General features: G+C 41.3%; 18 protein-coding genes. All 18 read left to right on the top strand.

All coding sequences use genetic code 11. The features are described from left to right. The first annotated feature begins 13 nt into the window (after positions 1 to 13). The 18 genes from QZ576_RS03730 (at position 14) to atpA (ending at position 17,968) form a co-directional block, all read left to right on the top strand. Positions 14 to 655 (top strand): DUF4369 domain-containing protein, encoded by a 642-nt coding sequence (locus QZ576_RS03730; RefSeq protein WP_297094193.1) that lies wholly within the window; start codon positions 14 to 16, stop codon positions 653 to 655. Continuing rightward, the gene (locus QZ576_RS03725) at positions 652 to 2,457 is read left to right on the top strand and encodes a DUF6057 family protein (protein WP_297094191.1); all 1,806 of its coding nucleotides are present in this window, start codon (positions 652 to 654) and stop codon (positions 2,455 to 2,457) included. Before QZ576_RS03730 ends, QZ576_RS03725 begins: the two co-directional genes overlap by 4 nt. Positions 2,458 to 2,476: 19 nt before the next feature. Continuing rightward, positions 2,477 to 3,949, top strand: a complete 1,473-nt coding sequence (locus tag QZ576_RS03720) for a hypothetical protein (protein ID WP_297094189.1) — start codon at positions 2,477 to 2,479, stop codon at positions 3,947 to 3,949. After that, the gene (locus tag QZ576_RS03715; protein WP_297094188.1) at positions 3,949 to 5,553 is read left to right on the top strand and encodes a DUF6057 family protein; all 1,605 of its coding nucleotides are present in this window, start codon (positions 3,949 to 3,951) and stop codon (positions 5,551 to 5,553) included. Before QZ576_RS03720 ends, QZ576_RS03715 begins: the two co-directional genes overlap by 1 nt. Next, entirely contained in the window at positions 5,550 to 7,001 is a 1,452-nt protein-coding gene (locus tag QZ576_RS03710; RefSeq protein ID WP_297094186.1) for a hypothetical protein, read from the top strand. The genes QZ576_RS03715 and QZ576_RS03710 overlap by 4 nt, the downstream gene beginning before the upstream one ends. Before the next feature lie 31 nt (positions 7,002 to 7,032). Further along, positions 7,033 to 8,811, top strand: a complete 1,779-nt coding sequence (locus QZ576_RS03705; RefSeq protein ID WP_297094184.1) for a DUF6057 family protein — start codon at positions 7,033 to 7,035, stop codon at positions 8,809 to 8,811. A gap of 12 nt (positions 8,812 to 8,823) precedes the next feature. Beyond that, the gene (locus QZ576_RS03700; RefSeq protein WP_297094182.1) at positions 8,824 to 10,287 is read left to right on the top strand and encodes a hypothetical protein; all 1,464 of its coding nucleotides are present in this window, start codon (positions 8,824 to 8,826) and stop codon (positions 10,285 to 10,287) included. Between the two features lie 162 nt (positions 10,288 to 10,449). Then, positions 10,450 to 10,986 (top strand): DUF177 domain-containing protein, encoded by a 537-nt coding sequence (locus tag QZ576_RS03695; protein WP_297094180.1) that lies wholly within the window; start codon positions 10,450 to 10,452, stop codon positions 10,984 to 10,986. Between the two features lie 12 nt (positions 10,987 to 10,998). Continuing rightward, positions 10,999 to 11,184 (top strand): 50S ribosomal protein L32, encoded by a 186-nt coding sequence (rpmF, locus tag QZ576_RS03690; RefSeq protein WP_074780135.1) that lies wholly within the window; start codon positions 10,999 to 11,001, stop codon positions 11,182 to 11,184. A gap of 277 nt (positions 11,185 to 11,461) precedes the next feature. Next, complete coding sequence (locus tag QZ576_RS03685; protein ID WP_297094177.1) at positions 11,462 to 12,460, top strand: beta-ketoacyl-ACP synthase III; 999 nt, start codon at positions 11,462 to 11,464, stop codon at positions 12,458 to 12,460. A gap of 126 nt (positions 12,461 to 12,586) precedes the next feature. Further along, a complete protein-coding gene (locus QZ576_RS03680; protein WP_297094175.1) occupies positions 12,587 to 13,009 on the top strand; it encodes a polymer-forming cytoskeletal protein in 423 nt (140 codons plus the stop codon). Further along, the gene (locus QZ576_RS03675; RefSeq protein WP_297094173.1) at positions 12,972 to 13,223 is read left to right on the top strand and encodes an AtpZ/AtpI family protein; all 252 of its coding nucleotides are present in this window, start codon (positions 12,972 to 12,974) and stop codon (positions 13,221 to 13,223) included. Before QZ576_RS03680 ends, QZ576_RS03675 begins: the two co-directional genes overlap by 38 nt. Continuing rightward, on the top strand, positions 13,220 to 13,600 hold the full coding sequence (locus QZ576_RS03670) for a hypothetical protein (protein ID WP_297094171.1): 381 nt from the start codon (positions 13,220 to 13,222) through the stop codon (positions 13,598 to 13,600). The genes QZ576_RS03675 and QZ576_RS03670 overlap by 4 nt, the downstream gene beginning before the upstream one ends. A 213-nt stretch (positions 13,601 to 13,813) precedes the next feature. Further along, positions 13,814 to 14,968, top strand: coding sequence for a F0F1 ATP synthase subunit A (gene atpB, locus QZ576_RS03665; protein WP_297094169.1), 1,155 nt, complete (start codon positions 13,814 to 13,816; stop codon positions 14,966 to 14,968). Positions 14,969 to 14,986: 18 nt separating this feature from the next. Beyond that, complete coding sequence (gene atpE / locus QZ576_RS03660) at positions 14,987 to 15,250, top strand: ATP synthase F0 subunit C (protein ID WP_038557555.1); 264 nt, start codon at positions 14,987 to 14,989, stop codon at positions 15,248 to 15,250. A gap of 67 nt (positions 15,251 to 15,317) precedes the next feature. Then, the gene (locus tag QZ576_RS03655; protein WP_297094165.1) at positions 15,318 to 15,812 is read left to right on the top strand and encodes a F0F1 ATP synthase subunit B; all 495 of its coding nucleotides are present in this window, start codon (positions 15,318 to 15,320) and stop codon (positions 15,810 to 15,812) included. Positions 15,813 to 15,814: 2 nt separating this feature from the next. Further along, positions 15,815 to 16,360 carry an ATP synthase F1 subunit delta gene (gene atpH / locus QZ576_RS03650; RefSeq protein WP_297094164.1) on the top strand — a complete coding sequence of 182 codons (546 nt, stop codon included), beginning with the start codon at positions 15,815 to 15,817 and terminating at the stop codon, positions 16,358 to 16,360. Between the two features lie 30 nt (positions 16,361 to 16,390). Then, the gene (atpA, locus tag QZ576_RS03645; protein ID WP_297094162.1) at positions 16,391 to 17,968 is read left to right on the top strand and encodes a F0F1 ATP synthase subunit alpha; all 1,578 of its coding nucleotides are present in this window, start codon (positions 16,391 to 16,393) and stop codon (positions 17,966 to 17,968) included. The last annotated feature ends 57 nt before the right edge of the window (positions 17,969 to 18,025 follow it).

Genomic DNA, 18,025 nt, shown 5'->3' with positions numbered 1-18,025 from the left:
CAAGATGAAATTGGTGAAAAAATCAGATAGCATATTTACATTTATTAAAAAGAATTGGGTTCTACTTGGTGCTCTGTTTTTCGTTTTTGCAACGTCGTGCAAGCAACCTGCTTTTGAAATAAAAGGAGAATTACCGGATTCGCAGTTTAACGGCGAATGGATATATCTTGTACCGACAGAACCACACACTGTAAACGATGTCGACTCGGTTTTAATTGAAAACAGTAGTTTTGTTTTCCATGGAGATATTGAACGTGTTGCGGTAATCAGGATGCCTATGAAGCAGCGGATGCAAGTTCAGGAATTGCTTGTTGTTACCGAACCCGGCCAAATTGATGTGACATTGGATTCGGTTAGTAATGGCGGAGGAACCGCTCAGAACGATGCTTTGCAAAAGTGGAAAACGTATCGTGGAGAAACCTTAACCAAACTTCTAAGTGCACGAGAATTGGCACAAAAAGATTCAACCCGCGCATTGGAATCGGAGGTGCTTATTGAAAAGTTCAAAAACGAATCGAAAGCTTTTAATTATGGGATTTTAAAAGAAATGGGCGACAATACGCTGGGCAACTTTTTGTACAACCAGGTTAAAGTTGCGGTTCCCGACGACAAAAAAGCAGAAATAGATTCGCTGTTTAAAACAAACGAGAAATGAAAGAACCATCGAAAACGAAAATACTAAACGTCCGTTTGCTGGAATGGGGCTTAACATTTCTACTCGGAATTGGCGTGTTTTTCTTTTGGTTGCAGATTCGGCCCAACTTACTGAGTCACCAGGAACAATACCAATTTTTCCTGTATTTGAAGTCTTATTTTGTTGATTTAATTTCAAGACCAACCGGACTTGCCGATTATATTGCACGCTTTCTTACCCAGTTTTATTATTACCGCTGGGCAGGCGCTCTAATTATTGCGTTATTGCTAGTTCTCTTGCAACGCCTAAGCTGGCGAATTTTGGTTTTGGCATCGCCCGACAAAAAAGTCAAACACTTTCTTTATCCGCTGAGCTTTTTGCCGTCGGTATTGTACTGGGCTTTTCTTTGCGACGAAAACTTTATGCTGACAGGCCTCGTTTCACTACTTTTTATCGTTTTCACCACCTGGATCATTTTATTGATTCCGCGTAAAACAATTCGATTGGGCAGTGCACTGGTTTCTCTTCCAGTGCTGTTTTGGTTGTCGGGAGGAATGTTCTGGCTGCCGTTTTTAGTGATCCTGCTTTCGGAACGCATAGTTCACGATAAGGCTTTTTCAATTACAAAGCTTATTATTTGGTTAGCTGCGGGAATTCTGCTTTCTATCGCGTCAGTTTTAATTAGCTTCAACTTTTTGGTTCAATATCCCATCACTGAAATGTTAACCGGTATCGGTCTTTTCCGCTTACCCGTTGAAGCGCCTTTTCTACAGGTTTGGGGCGGATTGAGTTTTGCACTTATAATTGCACTTTATGTTTTCATTCCAACTCTAAAAAAGAGTGTGCATACAAAAATATTCGCAGTAGTTTCATTCTTACTGGTTGTGTTCATCGGATATTCTTCCATCAACAAATTTAACGATCTTGAAACCGAAGAATACATGGCTTACGATTATTACGTGCGCCACAACAACTGGAAAGAGATCATTAAAATGGCCGATGAAAACACGCCGCACACGCCATACACGGTTGCTTATTTAAACCTGGCTTTGGGCGAAACCGGTCAGTTGGGAACGCGCATGTTTCATTATTACCAGCACGATGCCAACGGACTGATCCCGGAGTTTGCAAAACACTATGTTGGGGCGCTGGTTTCGTCTGAAATCTATTACCATTTAGGGTTGATAAATATTGGGCAGGCACATGCTTTTGAAGCGATGGAATCGATTTCCGACAAGCAAAAAAGTGTACGAATTATGCAACGTCTGGCCGAAACCAATTTGCTGAACCATCAGTATGCCGTGGCTAAAAAATACCTTTACCTGCTGCAACACACGCAGTTTTATAAAGACTGGGCCAACGAAGCACTGAGTTGCATCGACGACAGTACGAAATTCAACCAACATAAAGACTGGGTTTATTTGAGACAAATTCGCACAACCGATGAGTTTGTATACAGCCCGCAGGAAAAAGACATGATGCTTGGTTTGTTGTACGAACACGATTACCACAATAAAATGGCTTTCGAATATTTAATGGCCTACTGTCTTTTGCGAAAGGATTTGCAGCATTTTGTAAATTATTTTAGTGTGGGTCGCAACCTGAATTATACCGAAATCCCAAGGCATTTTCAGGAGGCGCTGGTTTTTATGTGGACCCAAAAAAACGGAACTTTTAATGGAATGCCGTGGCCGATAAACCCGGTTATTCGCAGGGCTGTTGTTGATTACGCAACAATTTACACCAAACAACGCGGAGCTGCCAAGCAGTTGCTAAAATCGCGTTACGGTGATACATTTTGGTACTATTTACATTTTGAATAAATGCAAAATTACTTTGATTATGAGACTCTATTTAAGTTATATATTCCTTTTGCTGGTGCTGTTTTCCTGTTCGTCGAAAGAAGAGGTGAGCAACTCGCAGCAAGTTTCATCACTGCCTGATATTCAACCTGATTATATTGGAGTTACAGTTCCATCGGTAATTGCTCCTTTGAATTTCTCGATGGCCGATAATTTTGAACTTACAGACTTCGTTTTCTCAGGAAAAGGGAACACTACAATTCATTTGCAAAGCAGCAGCACACCCGAAATTCCTATTAATAAATGGAAGGATTTATTGAGCGAAAATATTGGCGATAGTATAAAAGTTGAGGTAAGTGTAAAAACGGAAAATCAGTGGTTATCGTACCTGCCGTTTTTCATTCATGTAAGCGCGGATCCGATTGACGAAAGTATTTGTTACCGGCTTATTGCGCCCGGCTATGAAGTGTACAGTAAAATGGGAATTTACCAGCGTACTTTAGCCGATTTTAAACAGGATGCAATCCTTGAAAACACCTTGGTGTCGGGTAGTTGTGTCAACTGTCATTCGTTCAAACAAACCGACCCCTCGTACCTTACTTTTCATGTGAGAGGAGATCACGGAGCCACCTTTGTAGCAACGCCCGACAAAGAAATTACGGCTTATTCAACCAAAACCGACAGTACACTTTCGCCTAGCGTTTATCCATACTGGCATCCTTCGGGCGACTACATTGCCTACTCGAATAACATGACCCGGCAAACCTTTCACACAAGGGAATCGGAGCGTATTGAAGTGTTCGATTTTAAATCGGATGTTACGGTTTATAACGTAAAAACGAACGAAATCATTACTTCGCCATTGCTGAAAACGGAGAATTTTGAGACTTTCCCGTCATTTTCACCCGATGGAAAACGCTTGTACTTTACTTGTGCCGGACCGAAAAATATGCCTGCCGAGTTTCGCGACATTCAATATAATTTGTGTGCGATTGATTTTGATCCGGCAACCGGTTCGTTTGGCAACCACATCGACACGCTGTTTTATGCTGAAGGAATGAATAAATCGGTTACATTTCCGCGACCAAGTTACGACGGTCGTTTTATCATGTTTACACTTATAGATTTTGGGCAATTTTCGATTTGGCACAAAGAAGCGGATTTGTGGATGCTAGACCTGGCTACCGGAGAGGCAAAACCGCTGGATGGAATAAACAGCAACGATACCGAAAGTTACCATTCATGGAGCAGCAATTCTCGCTGGACAGTGTTTAGCAGCCGGCGTGGTGATGGATTATACACCCGCCCGTACATTGCGCATATTAACGAAAACGGTGAGGCTGACAAGGCATTTTTATTGCCACAGAAAGATCCGGTTAACTTTTACAAAGAGTTATTATTCTCGTACAATATTCCTGAATTTAGCAACGCCCCCGTAAAGCTGAACATCCCTGAAATTGAAGAACAGTTGATGCAGGAAGAGAAACCATCGTTTTCTTTTAAAAGCAATTAATGGTGAACAGAGGAATGATAAAATCACGAAAAATTGGAATAGCAGTGGCGCTGCTCTGGGGAATTATTTGTTTCCTGTTTTTTCAGTTTTTCTATCCTTATCATTTGTTTCACCGCGAGCAAATGCAGCTGTTTTTATTCGAACCGGGCTACTTGTTTTCGTACTTCAACAAACCGGCCTGGCTGGCCTCCCTTTTGGGTGATTTCCTTACCCAGTTTTTCTATTACATCGGTGGAGGAGCAGTAACAATTACATTAACGCTTCTTGTATTGATCGCAACAGGATTCTGGTCGCTAAAAAAGCTATTCTCAGGATTGCCGGCCTTTACAATTATCCTGCTGATTGCAAGCTGGGAAGCGCTTCGAAATACCGGGGTGGTATATCCATTGTCGGCAACAGTGGCATTAATTGGCGGCTTCGCGATTGCCGGAATTGGCCTATCGCTAAAACTGAAACAAACGCCCAGGGTTTTTGTGAATTTATTACTTCTGCTAATCGGCTACTGGATATTTGGTTACGGAGCCTGGGTAGCACTTTTACTTCTTCTGACCGGCGAGTTCAAAAATCATTTTAAGATCATTTCTGTAGTATATTTTGCGGTACTGATTTTGCCTTTTCTTTTGCGTCCGCATTATTTGGTGCCACTTCGCGATGCGTTTCAATATCCGATGAATTTGTTTTGGAATACGCCCGATTTGCACGAAGAGGAGATATTTGCAATGAGTATTGAAAGTGATCGGGGCAATTGGGACGAGGTGCTAAAAACGGCACGGAAATATGATCAAAACGACCAAAATGCAACGTATTATTACAATTTGGCCAGCAGTCATTTAAATCAATTACCCGAGAATCTTCTGGATTATTATCAGCCCGGAGAATATGGACTTTTCCTTAAACTTAGCTATCGGTCTTCTTTTTTGTCGATACTATTTAGCAACCAAGCCTGGTTTTGGGTGGGCGATTTAACCATGTCAGAACACTCTACAGTGCTGGGACAAATTTTTTCGTATAACCAGCGAAGCAGTCGAATGGTGAAACGCATGGCCGAAATCAATCTAATTGCCGGAGAAGAAAAAGCAGCCGATAAATACCTGACCATGTTGGAGCACACTTTATGCTACCGAAAGTGGGCACAAAACCGAAGACCGGAAAACCAATCGGAAGCATTTAAAAAGTGGATCATTCGCAAAAGACTTAACTGTTCTTCGGTAGATACGCTTCGCGCCAATAACGATGTGGTAGCGTCGCTAAGAAATCTGCTGGATCATAATCCCACCAACAAAGCAGCCCGCGATTATTTACTTTGTTTTCAGCTGCTTTCGAAAAATATCGACGGTTTTGTTGCCGATTATAATGCTTATGCCAAACCTTTGGGCACCGCTCCCTGCGAACTTTACACGCAGGCGCTGCTGATTTCGTTGGCAAGAAATAATGCCGGCCCGAAAGAATATCTTGCCTACAAACTGGACAAATCGTTGGTGGACGATTTTTGGAAGTACACTGAGTTGTACAAGAAAAGAGATTCCAAATCGTTGGGAGAAGAATTTAAAAGTTCGTATTGGTTTTATTATCATTTTGCAACTATAAAAGTAGGAGAAGGATGAAGAAGCGCTTGATGATACTTGGAGTTTTGGTTTTGCTGTTTTTGATTTCGTGTAAACAGTCGCCGCAAAATGCAAAAACAGTCGATACATTCCCGGCCATTTACCCGGATTATATTAATGTCACGATTCCTGAAAACATCGCTCCTTTGAATTTTATGCTGACTGATTCAGCGAAAAACACAGTTGTTACAATCGAAGGAAAAGAAGGGAGTTTAACTGTTTCCGGAGAACAGAAAATACAAATACCAATAAAGAAATGGAAGGAATTGCTTGCGGCCGGAGAACAAACAATTTCGGTTACCGTAACTTGCCTGACAAATGAGGAGTGGACACAGTACAAACCGTTTTCATGGACAGTAAAACCGGATGAAATAGATGGATTCGTGAGTTACCGGTTAATTGAGCCGGGTTACGAAGTGTGGAATAAAATTCAGTTGGTTGAACGCAGCATTGAAACGTTTGACGAACGCGTTTTGGCCGACAACAACCTCACCAAAAACAGTTGCATGAACTGCCATATTTACGGGAATAACAACCCGGAATTATCGTTCTTCCACATGCGCGGCCCCAATGGTGGTACCATATTGAATCGCGACGGAGAATTGCGCAAAATAAACACCCGCAACAATAAAATGATTGCGAATGCAACCTACGGAAACTTGCACCCGTCGGGACGTTTTGGTGTATTTTCATCTAATATTGTAATTCCGGAATTTCATTCGAGCCAAAGCAAACGGCTGGAAGTTTACGACAGTGCTTCGGATCTTATCGTGATTGATTTCGACAACGACAAAGTGAACACTCACCCCTTTTTAAGCGACACTGCAACTTTTGAAACTTTCCCTGTATTTTCTGCCGACGGAAAATCAATTTATTATTGCTCAGCTCCTTATAAACCGCTACCCGACAGCATCAAGTCGCTTCGTTACAGCATTCATCGAATCGATTTCGATCCGGAAAACGGAACACTGGGAACAGAAGTTGATACGGTTTGGAATTCCGAAACTCAGCATGGATCGGCATGTCATTTAAAAACATCACCCGACGGAAAACACCTGCTTTTCACCGTAGCCAATTATGGTACTTTTCCTATCTGGCATCGCGAGGCCGACTTGCAAATGCTAAACCTGCAAACCGGCGAAATCGATATTTTGAAAGATGTGAACGGTCCAAACTCCGACACCTATCACAGTTGGTCGTCGAACAGCCGCTGGTTTGTTTTTGCCAGTAAACGTGATAATGGGTTGTATGGCAAACCTTACTTTTCGTATGTCGATGAAAACGGAAAAGCACACAAACCTTTTGTGCTTCCACAAAAAGACCCGGAGAAGTACGATTTTATGCTTAAATCATTCAATATTCCCGAGCTGTCAACAGGTCAGGTTCCGTTTGATGCGATGGATATTGAGAAAATTTATAACGACACAAAAATTGAACAGGTTCATTGAGCCATACTTGCTAAAAAAGTATCTTTAGCGAATGAAGCAAAATTTATTTCCCAAAATCATAGGTGTCGACACCGTGTTTTCGCTGGTGTTTGGTGTTGCCGCATTTATATTTTTTGGCTTTTATTATTCCTTTCACCTCAACTACCAGGAACAGTATCAGCTGTTTTTGTTTACACCACGTTACCTGCTCGATTTTGTTGATCATCCGGGAGGATTGAGCGATTACCTGGGAAACTTTTTTACCCAATTCTATTTCTACTCAAGAAATGGAGCATTAATACTGGCTGCAATGTTGGTACTGTTGCAACGACTTATACTGGCTACTACAATAAAATTAGGGATTCCAAAACACTGGATGCCGATAACATTTCTTCCATCAATACTTTATTGGAGTCTGCTTTGTGATGAAAACTACATGCTTGGTGGACTGATCGCAATGATCTTGCTTGCATTATTCAGCCTGATTTATCTAAAAACCAAACGCGGTACCGGCCAAATGATAACAGGAATACTTCTGCTCATCATTTTATACTGGTCAGCTGGCGGCCTGTTTGTTTTACTTACCCTGTTTATCCTTTTCACAAAATTCACTGGAAAAAGTAAGATCGGCAAAAACGATCTTTTCTACGCAATTGCCCTGATGCTGATTACGCTGATTTTACCTCACCTTGCAAAAATGGTTGTTTTACAATACCCCATGCAAAAGTTTTGGATCGGTGTTAACTATTTCCGTTTCCCGGAAAATTACCCGATAGTATTACCAGTAATAGCTTTACTAATCATTCTTATTCCGTTTGCTTTGTGGTTTCTTTCAAAAATACTTACCATCAAAAAAGCCGGGCTTCTTCTTTCCATTCTAACCTTGTTGCTAAGTGCTGTTACATTCGGGTTTATCTATAATTCTGCCGATTTCGAGAAAGAAGAAATGATGGCTTACGATTTTCAAATTCGTATGCGGAGGTGGGATCGTGTTATTACAATGGCTGACAAAAAAGAACCTACCAATCCTATTTCTATAGCCTGTTTGAACCTGGCGCTGGCTGAAACAGGACAATTGGGTGAAAAAATGTTTGAATATTATCAGAACGGGATAGGCGGACTCATTCCTGATTTTACAAGCAACGCCACAATTCCGGCAACTGCCGGCGAAGTGTATTATCACCTCGGACTTATAAACACGGCGCAACGTTTTGCCTTCGAAACGATGGAAGCTTTGCCCGAATATCAAAAAAGTGTGCGATCGATAAAACGCCTGGCCGAAACCAATATTATTAACGGAGAATACGCACTGGCTGCAAAATACCTCCATTTACTGCAAAAAACACTTTATTACAGAAAATGGGCTAGCAATTCGCTGGAAATCATAAAAGACGAAAAAAGGGTAGAACAACATATTGAATGGGGCTGGCTGAGAAAAGCGCGAATTCAAAAAGATTTTCTGTTTAGCGAACAGGAAAAGTTAAATATGATCGGGCTGCTTTTTATGAATAACAACCGAAATATGATCGCTTTTGAATACCTGGTTTCGGCAACACTTTTAGACAAAAACCTGCAACTTTTTATGCGGTATTTTCCATTGTCAAGTTCGCTGAATTACAAAGTTATCCCAAAACATTTTCAGGAGGCGTTGTTATACGTTTGGGAAACAACCAATGAACATACGGAAGAAGAAATTACGTCTTCGATAAGTAATTCAATTCGAACACGTTTAAAAAAGTATAACAACCAGTATGACAACACACGAAATGCTGCCATAATGAAGAAAAATTTTGGCGACACTTACTGGTACTATCTGCATTTTAGAAATTAAAAACAATCGAGTATGTTAAAGTACATCTATATATTTCTTACCGGCTTGGCAATCGCCTTTTATTCGTGTTCTCCCAATACAAATTCAGATTCAGTAAAAGATGAACTGCCGGAAATATTCCCTGATTATAAAAACGTTACGATACCATATAACATCGCTCCTTTAAATTTTAAAATGCAAGGTAATGTTGATGGAATTGCGCTGCGTATTGAAAACAAAAGTGGAAACTACATAGCGGTCAAAGGCACAGATCATATTAGTATCCCTGCTAAAAACTGGTCAAATTTGCTTGAGCTGTCAAAAGGTTCGGAAATAAGTTTTACCGTTTTTGCCAAAGAAAACGACAAATGGGTGGAGTATAAACCTTTCCCGGTATCTGTTAGTGCCGATCCGATTGATTACGGAATTGCCTACCGACTTATTGCACCGGGATACGAACTGTACAGCAAAATGGGAATCTATCAGCGTGAACTGGCTTCATACAACCAGGAAACAATTATCGAAAATACTTTGCTTACCGGAAGCTGCATAAATTGTCATTCTTTCCGGTTGACCGATCCTGACGATATGAGTTTGCACATACGCGGGCAAAAAGGTGGTACTATTCTGGCTACCGATGGCGATGTAAAAATCCTCAACACTAAAACGCCCAAAACCATTTCCAACTTTGTTTACCCTTTTTGGCACCCGAGCGGCGATTACCTCACCTATTCGGTTAACAACATTCAGCAGGTATTTCACGAAACTAAGGACAAACGTGTTGAAGTGATCGATTCCGAATCGGACCTGATAGTTTACGATGTAAATAAAAATGAAACATTGTACTGCGATAAAATAATGACCAAAGATCATTTTGAAACATTCCCTTCTTTTTCGCCCGATGGGAAAAAACTATATTTCTGTGCTGCCGAAGCCAAACAAATGCCAATGCAATATCAGGATGTGCGCTACAACCTCTGCAGCATTGATTTCGATCCGGCAACCGGAACATTTGGCAACGAAGTAGATACACTTTTTAATGCAGCAGCTATCGAAAAAAGCATAACATTTCCGCGCCCTTCACCCGATGGAAAGTACATCATGTTCACGCTGGTGGATTATGGAAATTTCTCTATCTGGCACAAAGAAGCAGATCTCTATTTGTTGGATTTGGAAAGCGGTGATGTACAACCATTGGAAGCAGCCAACAGCGACGACACCGAAAGTTACCATTCGTGGTCGTCCAACTCACGCTGGTTTGTTTTTAGTAGTCGACGCATAAATGGCCTGTATACGCGCCCTTATATTTCCCATCTCGATGAAAACGGGCAAGCAAGCAAAGCTTTTTTGTTACCGCAAAAAAATCCGGAATACTACGAAGAGCTGCTTTTCTCGTACAATATTCCCGAGTTTATAAACAAAGAAGTGGAACTGAACGTACGCACGGTTGAACATTTAGCCAACACTGAGGGAACCAACGTTGCACAACGCGAATAATAAACAACAAAAGCGGGAACAGAAATACAATACAACGCAGTAATGCAAATAGCTCAGGTTTAACTGTTTTGATTTGCAAAGAAATTTGAAATATTTCTATGATTTCTTTAACTGTTAATAAAAAATTTATACTTTTGCATCCACTTTTTTGGAATCGTGAGCTTGAAAAGCAAATATAATATTGAGTTTAAAGGTCTTAAAGAAGGCCTGCACGATTACCAATTTGAGGTAAACGATAAGTTCTTTGAGCATTTTGAAGAGAGTCTGGTTGACAACGGGGAAGTTAACGTAGAAGTTAAACTTGAAAAACGAAGTGCATTTCTGAAATTAAGCTTTGCACTAGAAGGATGGTTAGAGCTTGTTTGCGACCGCTGCCTCGACAACTACCAACAAGACGTGTCTTTAGAAACCGAATTATTTGTAAAATTTGGCGAAGAAGATGAGTTTGAAGAAGGCGACAATGTAATTTGGGTTTTACCCGAAGAACACGCCATCAACCTGGCTCAAATTATTTACGAATACGTTACACTGAGTATTCCGTTGCGGCATGTTCATCCGGAGGAAAGCGGAGAAAACGGCTGTAACCAGGAAATGATTGATAGATTAAACAATATTACACAGTTCGATGCGGACGACGATGAAGAAGAAGAAATTGATCCGCGCTGGGCTGCATTAAAAAATTTAAAGAATAATAATTAAAAATACATAACAATGGCACATCCAAAGCATAAAACATCGAAAGCGAGAAGGGATAAAAGACGTACGCATTACAAAGCAGTTGCCCCTACTCTGGCTACTTGTTCAAACTGTGGAACAACTGTAAAATACCACACAGTATGTCCTGAATGTGGTTACTACAGAGGAAAACAAGTAATTGAAAAAGAAATTGCATTATAGTTAAATAAGCATCCGGAATTTCCGGCATTAACTAACAAAAATCCATCTTTGGTATCTTCCGAAGATGGATTTTTTATGCACGTCCACTCCCATTTTCCATTTTCTGATTTTTCGAACAATGTTATAAATTGTTCAGCTATCAAGAACATTTTTTCACCTCCGCACACCATATCTATTGGCTTTTCTTTGCTGTCTCCTGTAAATCGCTCTACATTTAACCCCGGTAAAAAAAGACCGCAACTTATATTTTCAGTAAACAAAAATTAGTATTTGAATAATGGCTAACATCAGGGCAGCAATTACAGGAGTTGGAGCCTACCTCCCGGAATACCGGTTAACAAACGAAGAAATCAGCAAAATGGTCGACACATCGGACGAGTGGATCATGCAGCGTATCGGGATTAAGGAGCGAAGGATTTTAAAGGAAGAAGGAAAAGCAACCAGTGACATGGGAGCGCGTGCAGTGGAGAATTTGCTGGAAAAAACCGGCACATCGCCCGAGGAAGTCGACATGTTGATTTGTGCTACCATTACGCCCGACATGAACCTTCCGGCCACAGCCAATATTATCGCACACAAAACAAATATTCACAACGCCTGGAGTTTCGATTTAAATGCTGCTTGCTCAGGGTTTATTTTTTCATTGTCAACAGCAACACAATTCATCGAATCGGGCCGCTACAAAAAAGTAGTAATTGTTGCCGCCGAAAAAATGTCGGCTATTATTAATTACGAAGACCGTACCACCTGCCCGCTTTTTGGCGATGGCGCAGCGGCGGTACTGGTTGAACCTACTACCGAAGATCTTGGAGTTGTAGATTACATTAACCGTGTTGATGGTTTGGGACGTCATCACCTGCATATAAAAGCTGGCGGATCGTTAAAACCTGCATCTGAGGAAACTGTAAAAAACAAAGAGCACTATTTATACCAGGAAGGACAAGCGGTTTTTAAAGCTGCCGTATCGAGCATGGCCGATGTTGCAGTTGAAATTATGGAAAAGCACAACATCAGTTCCGAAGATGTTGCGTGGCTCGTTCCACACCAGGCCAACATGCGCATTATTGAAGCTACTGCCCGCCGCATGGGAATCAGCAAAAAACAGGTAATGATCAATATCCGCAAATACGGAAATACCACAGCAGCTACAATTCCGCTTTGTTTGTGGGATTACGAAAAGCAACTGAAAAAAGGCGACAATATTATTCTCGCAGCTTTTGGTGCCGGATTTACCTGGGGTAGTACCTACTTAAAGTGGGCGTACGATTCGGAATAAAACCGAACAATAGAAGCAACACTTTCCCGTTTTGTTTTAGCGATTCTATTTCATTTTTTTGCTGAAGATTCATTTTATTGTATCTTCAAGCACCCAATTTTAAGGACAGTTAAGAAGTTATAAACCATGGCAAAACAAAACGGAAGAACGTTTGGCGAAACCCCCGATCAAGCGATTAACATTTTAGGTGAAGGCACTATCATTAAAGGCGATATTGTTGCCAACAGCGACATTCGTATTGATGGTGAGCTAATTGGAAACCTGGAAGCAAAAGGCAGAGTTGTTATCGGGCCGAAAGGAAAAATCGATGGCAAGGTAAAATGCAACAATGTGGAGATCGCCGGTTTTATAAAAGGCAAAGTTACTGTTGATGAGCTTTTGAATATGAAAGCCTCGGCAAAAATTGAAGGCGATATTATTGCCGGAAAATTAGCCGTTGAACCGGGCGCAACTTTTACCGGAACCTGCTCGATGGGAGGAGCCAGTGCAGCGAGTGCTCCAGTAAAAGAAGATGCAAAAGAAAAAACCTTATACAACCAAAAAAACTAATTCGTTTATTCGCTATTCCAGCCTCGGTTTCGAGATGATGGCCATTATCGGAGGTTTTACTTTTCTGGGCTACAAAATCGACCAATGGATGAATAACGAGTTTAAAGGTTTTACGCTGGCGCTGGTTATATTTGGAGTAATTGCATCTATTATATATGGTGTAAAAAACCTGTTGAAACCGGATAACAAATCGAAAAAACCAAAGAGTAAATGAAGGCTTTCATCGCAAAACTTACAGGCATAACATTGGCCATTGCTGTAATTGGCTGGTTGGTATTTTCGTTGGCATTCCCCGAATATTATCTGCCGGTACTTCCGTTTCTGTTACTTTTCTTTTATTTGACTACCCTGGGTATTCATGCCTATCAGCTAAAAATGGCCCAAAAAGATATCGGAAAATTTACACGCAGTAACATGCTCATCACCTTTTTCAAACTTGTTTTGTACTCGGTGGTAGCTGTCGTTTACATTGCCATCGACAAAGAAAATGCTGTTCCGTTTGTAATCTGCTTAATGCTTCTTTACCTGATTTTTACCTTTTTTGAAGTAACCGAGATTACAAAAATCACAAAGTCGGCCGACAAAAAATAATTCAGCAATTCCCCCCTCTTTCATCAAAAACAGGTTTTTAAACATTGTTAATATTCTGATGAAAAATCTCAAATTCCACGCACGCTCCAAAAAATCTTATAAATTTGTGAACCTTAGAAAGAGATAATTCGTTTTAACACCTTGGTAAAACTCTTACCAAAATGTGTTTTTATTTTAGTTTCAGACTTGTTACAACAAGAAAAAAGATTAACCATGCTTAAGCTTACTAAAGCCATCTTTATATTCTTTGCCTTTTCGTTATTAAGTTTTGGCCAGCTTCAGGCTCAGCACGGGCAGGAGGAAGAAAAGACACACGCAACAGAAAGTCACTCGGGTGAAAGCGATGCGCATGCTTCAGACGCAGAGGCTGAAGAAGGATTTAATGCCGGAGAATTTGTAATCGATCACGTATCCGATTCCTACGACTGGCACATTACATCGTTTGGCGACAAGCACGTTAGTATTCCACTTCCGATAATTGTTTACAGCAAACAACCGGAATTGCACGAAGGAAAAGCTTTCCATGTTTTTATGTCGTCGAAATTTCATCACGGACACAGCGCATACAAAGGTTTTCGTATTTCAGAAAGTGAAGAATTTAAAGGCAAAGTAGTTGAGCTGGATGCCGCAGGACACGAAATTGGAACACCAATCGATATTTCTATAACAAAAACAATTGCCGGTATTTTGGCATCGGTGGTTATTTTATTGTGGCTGGTTTTTGCAACGGCTAAGCTGGCTAAAAAGAACAAAGGAAAAGCGCCAACAGGCGTACAAAATGCTTTGGAGCCGATTATCTTTTTTATTCGCGACGAAGTGGCAAAACCTGCCATTGGCGAACATAAATACGAGAAGTTCATGCCGTTCCTTTTAACTCTGTTCTTTTTTATCCTGATTAACAACTTCATGGGATTAATACCAATTCCGCCATTTGGAGCAAACGTTACAGGAAATATTGGGGTTACAATGGTACTGGCACTGTTTACTTTTGCAGTAACAACAATTAACGGTAACAAACATTACTGGAAAGAAATTTACAACCCGGACGTTCCGTGGTGGTTAAAATTCCCAATTCCGTTAATGCCAATCGTTGAACTTTCAGGCGTAATTACAAAACCATTTGTACTCATGGTCCGACTCTTTGCCAACATGATGGCGGGTCACCTCATTGTAATGGTGTTTGTGAGCCTTATTTTTGTATTCGGCAGCCTGTTTGGCCCGGCAGTTGGATTAGGAGCCAGTCCTATTTCCATTCTGTTCTCGGTGTTCATTCTGCTGCTCGATGTTTTGGTATCATTTATTCAAGCGTATGTTTTTACTCTGTTGTCGGCACTCTATTTCGGAATGGCGACCTCAGAACATCATTAATATTTAAAATTAAAAGCTATGTTATCAGCTATTTTAACAGTATTGCTACAAGCGGCCGCCGGTGCATCGGTTGGTAAAATGGGAGCAGCAATTGGTGCAGGTTTAGCAGCAATTGGAGCTGGTATGGGTATCGGTAAAATCGGTGCCAGTGCCATGGAAGCTATTGCCCGTCAACCAGAAGCTAGCGGTGACATCAGATCGAACATGATTGTGTCGGCAGCACTTATCGAAGGTGTTGCATTCTTCGCAGTTATTGTTTGTATCCTAATCGTTTTTGTATAGCAAAAGAACTTTGGCAGCCATCCCGGGGATTGCCCGGGATGCTGTTGCCACTTTAAAATTTTAAATCATGGGATTAGTAATGCCGAATCCGGGCACCATTTTTTGGATGCTCATCATTTTTGGAATCGTACTTTTTGTATTGAAGAAGTTTGCGTGGAAACCAATTCTTACCGCTTTAAAAGAGCGCGAAGATTCTATTGCAACTGCTTTGAGCTCGGCCGAAGAAGCTAAAAAAGAGGTAGCCGGATTAAAAGCCGATAACGAAAAAGTTATTGCTGAAGCACGCCGCGAAAAAGAAGCGATTCTGAAAGAGGCCAAAGAGCTAAAAGATAAAATTGTTGCCGAAGCCAAGGATAAAGCGGTTGAAGAAGCACAAAAAACCATTGCACAGGCACGTCAGCAAATCGAAGCTGAAAAAACAGCTGCCATTAGCGACATTAAAAAGCAGGTAGCCGAACTTTCGGTAAGTATTGCTGAAAAAGTGATTCGCAAAGAATTGAGCAACAAGGCCGAACAGGAAAAAATGGTTGACGGATTAATCGACGACATCAAGCTGAATTAAGTATGGACCAGAGCGCAATAACTGTACGATACGCCAAAGCTTTCTTTTCAACAGCCAAAGAGAAAAACCTGCTCGATAAGCTAAAAGCCGATATCCAGTTAGTTATGGATGTCTGCAACTCATCGAAAGATTTTATCCTTTTGCTGGAAAGCCCGATCGTAAAATCATCAAAAAAGGCAGCCTTGGTAACCAGTATTTTCGAAGGCAAAATTGAAGAGATCAGCCTTAACTTTTTATTGCTGATTGTTCAAAACAAACGCGAAGTACACATTCCGGGTATCTGCCGCAATTTTCTCGATCTCACACGTAAAGACCTCAATATTAAATCGGCAGTTCTTACCACCGCCTCCGAAGTGGATGCTTCTACACTAAAAAAAGTGGAAGAACTGTTGGGCAAAGAACTGAATGCTACTATTGAGTTGGCGGCTCAGGTAAATCCCGAAATTCTTGGAGGCCTCGTATTGCGATTGGATGATAAACAGTACGATGCCAGCGTGGCAACCCAATTACGCAAGGTTAAACAAACCTTGTTAGAAACCGAATTATAAACGAAAGCGACAAGCAAAAAATAATAAAAGATGGCTAATATAAAACCTGCTGAAGTATCTGCAATTCTAAAGCAACAACTCGAAGGATTTAAATCGGTAGCCGAACTCGAAGAAGTTGGTACCGTTCTGCAAGTCGGCGACGGCATTGCCCGTATTTACGGACTTTCGAACGTGGAATCGAATGAGATGATCGAATTCGAAAACGGAATGAAAGGCATTGTATTGAACCTTGAAGAAGACAATGTTGGTGCTGTACTTTTAGGTCCTACAGAAGAAATTAAAGAAGGTGATACCGTAAAACGTACGCGTCGTATTGCTTCAATTAATGTTGGCGAAGGCTTGCTTGGCCGTGTGGTAAATACCATTGGTGAAGCAATTGATGGAAAAGGGGCAATAAGTGGCGAACTTTTCGAAATGCCTTTGGAAAGAAAAGCACCTGGTGTAATTTTCCGTCAGCCGGTAAAAGAACCGTTGCAAACAGGTTTGAAAGCTGTTGATGCAATGATTCCGATTGGCCGTGGTCAGCGTGAGTTGATCATTGGCGACCGTCAGACAGGAAAAACTGCAGTAGCCATCGATACCATTATTAACCAACGTGAATTCTACGAGCAGGGAAATCCTGTTTACTGTATATATGTAGCAGTTGGACAAAAAGGTTCTACTGTTGCAAACATCGCAGCTACGCTTGAAAAAGCGGGTGCAATGGCCTATTCGGTTATTGTAACGGCAACCGCTTCAGATCCTGCTGCATTGCAGTTTTACGCGCCTTATGCAGGTGCTGCTATCGGCGAGTATTTCCGCGATACCGGTCGTCACGCGTTGATTATTTACGATGATCTTTCGAAACAAGCTGTTTCGTATCGTGAGGTGTCGCTGTTGCTTCGTCGTCCACCGGGCCGCGAAGCTTATCCGGGTGACGTTTTCTATTTGCACTCACGCCTTTTGGAACGTGCTGCAAAAATCATCGAATCGGATGAAGTTGCAAAAGACATGAACGACTTGCCGGAATGTTTAAAAGACAAAGTAAAAGGTGGTGGTTCGTTAACTGCACTTCCTATTATTGAAACGCAGGCCGGCGACGTTTCTGCATATATTCCAACCAACGTAATTTCAATTACCGACGGACAGATCTTCCTGGAGTCGAACCTGTTTAACTCGGGTATTCGTCCGGCGATTAACGTGGGTATCTCGGTATCGCGTGTTGGTGGTAGTGCGCAGATCAAATCGATGAAAAAGATTTCGGGTACATTAAAACTCGACCAGGCACAGTTCCGCGAACTGGAAGCATTTGCCAAGTTTGGTTCTGATCTTGATGCCGCTACTATGCGTGTACTCGATAAAGGACGTAAAAACGTGGAGATCCTGAAACAAGGTCAGTATTCTCCGGTAAAAGTTGAGCACCAGGCAGCTATCATTTATTGCGGAACAAACGAGCTGCTTCGTAGTGTACCGATCGATAAAGTTAAAGAGTTTGAAGCCGACTTCCTGGAAACAATGGAAATGTCGCACCGCCCTGTTCTTGATGAGCTGAAAACCGGTAAACTTACTCCTGAAATTGAGGAGACAATTAGAAAAGTAGCTGCAGAAACAGCAGAGAAATATAAATAGTAATTGAGTAAATGAGGGAATGGGTAAATGAGGTACATCCTCAATAACTCATTAACT

Origin of the sequence: uncultured Draconibacterium sp. (assembly GCF_913060805.1) — a bacterium.
GTDB lineage: Bacteria > Bacteroidota > Bacteroidia > Bacteroidales > Prolixibacteraceae > Draconibacterium.
Note: the sequence above shows the minus strand (reverse complement) of the source record. Positions and strands in the feature narration are given on the sequence as shown.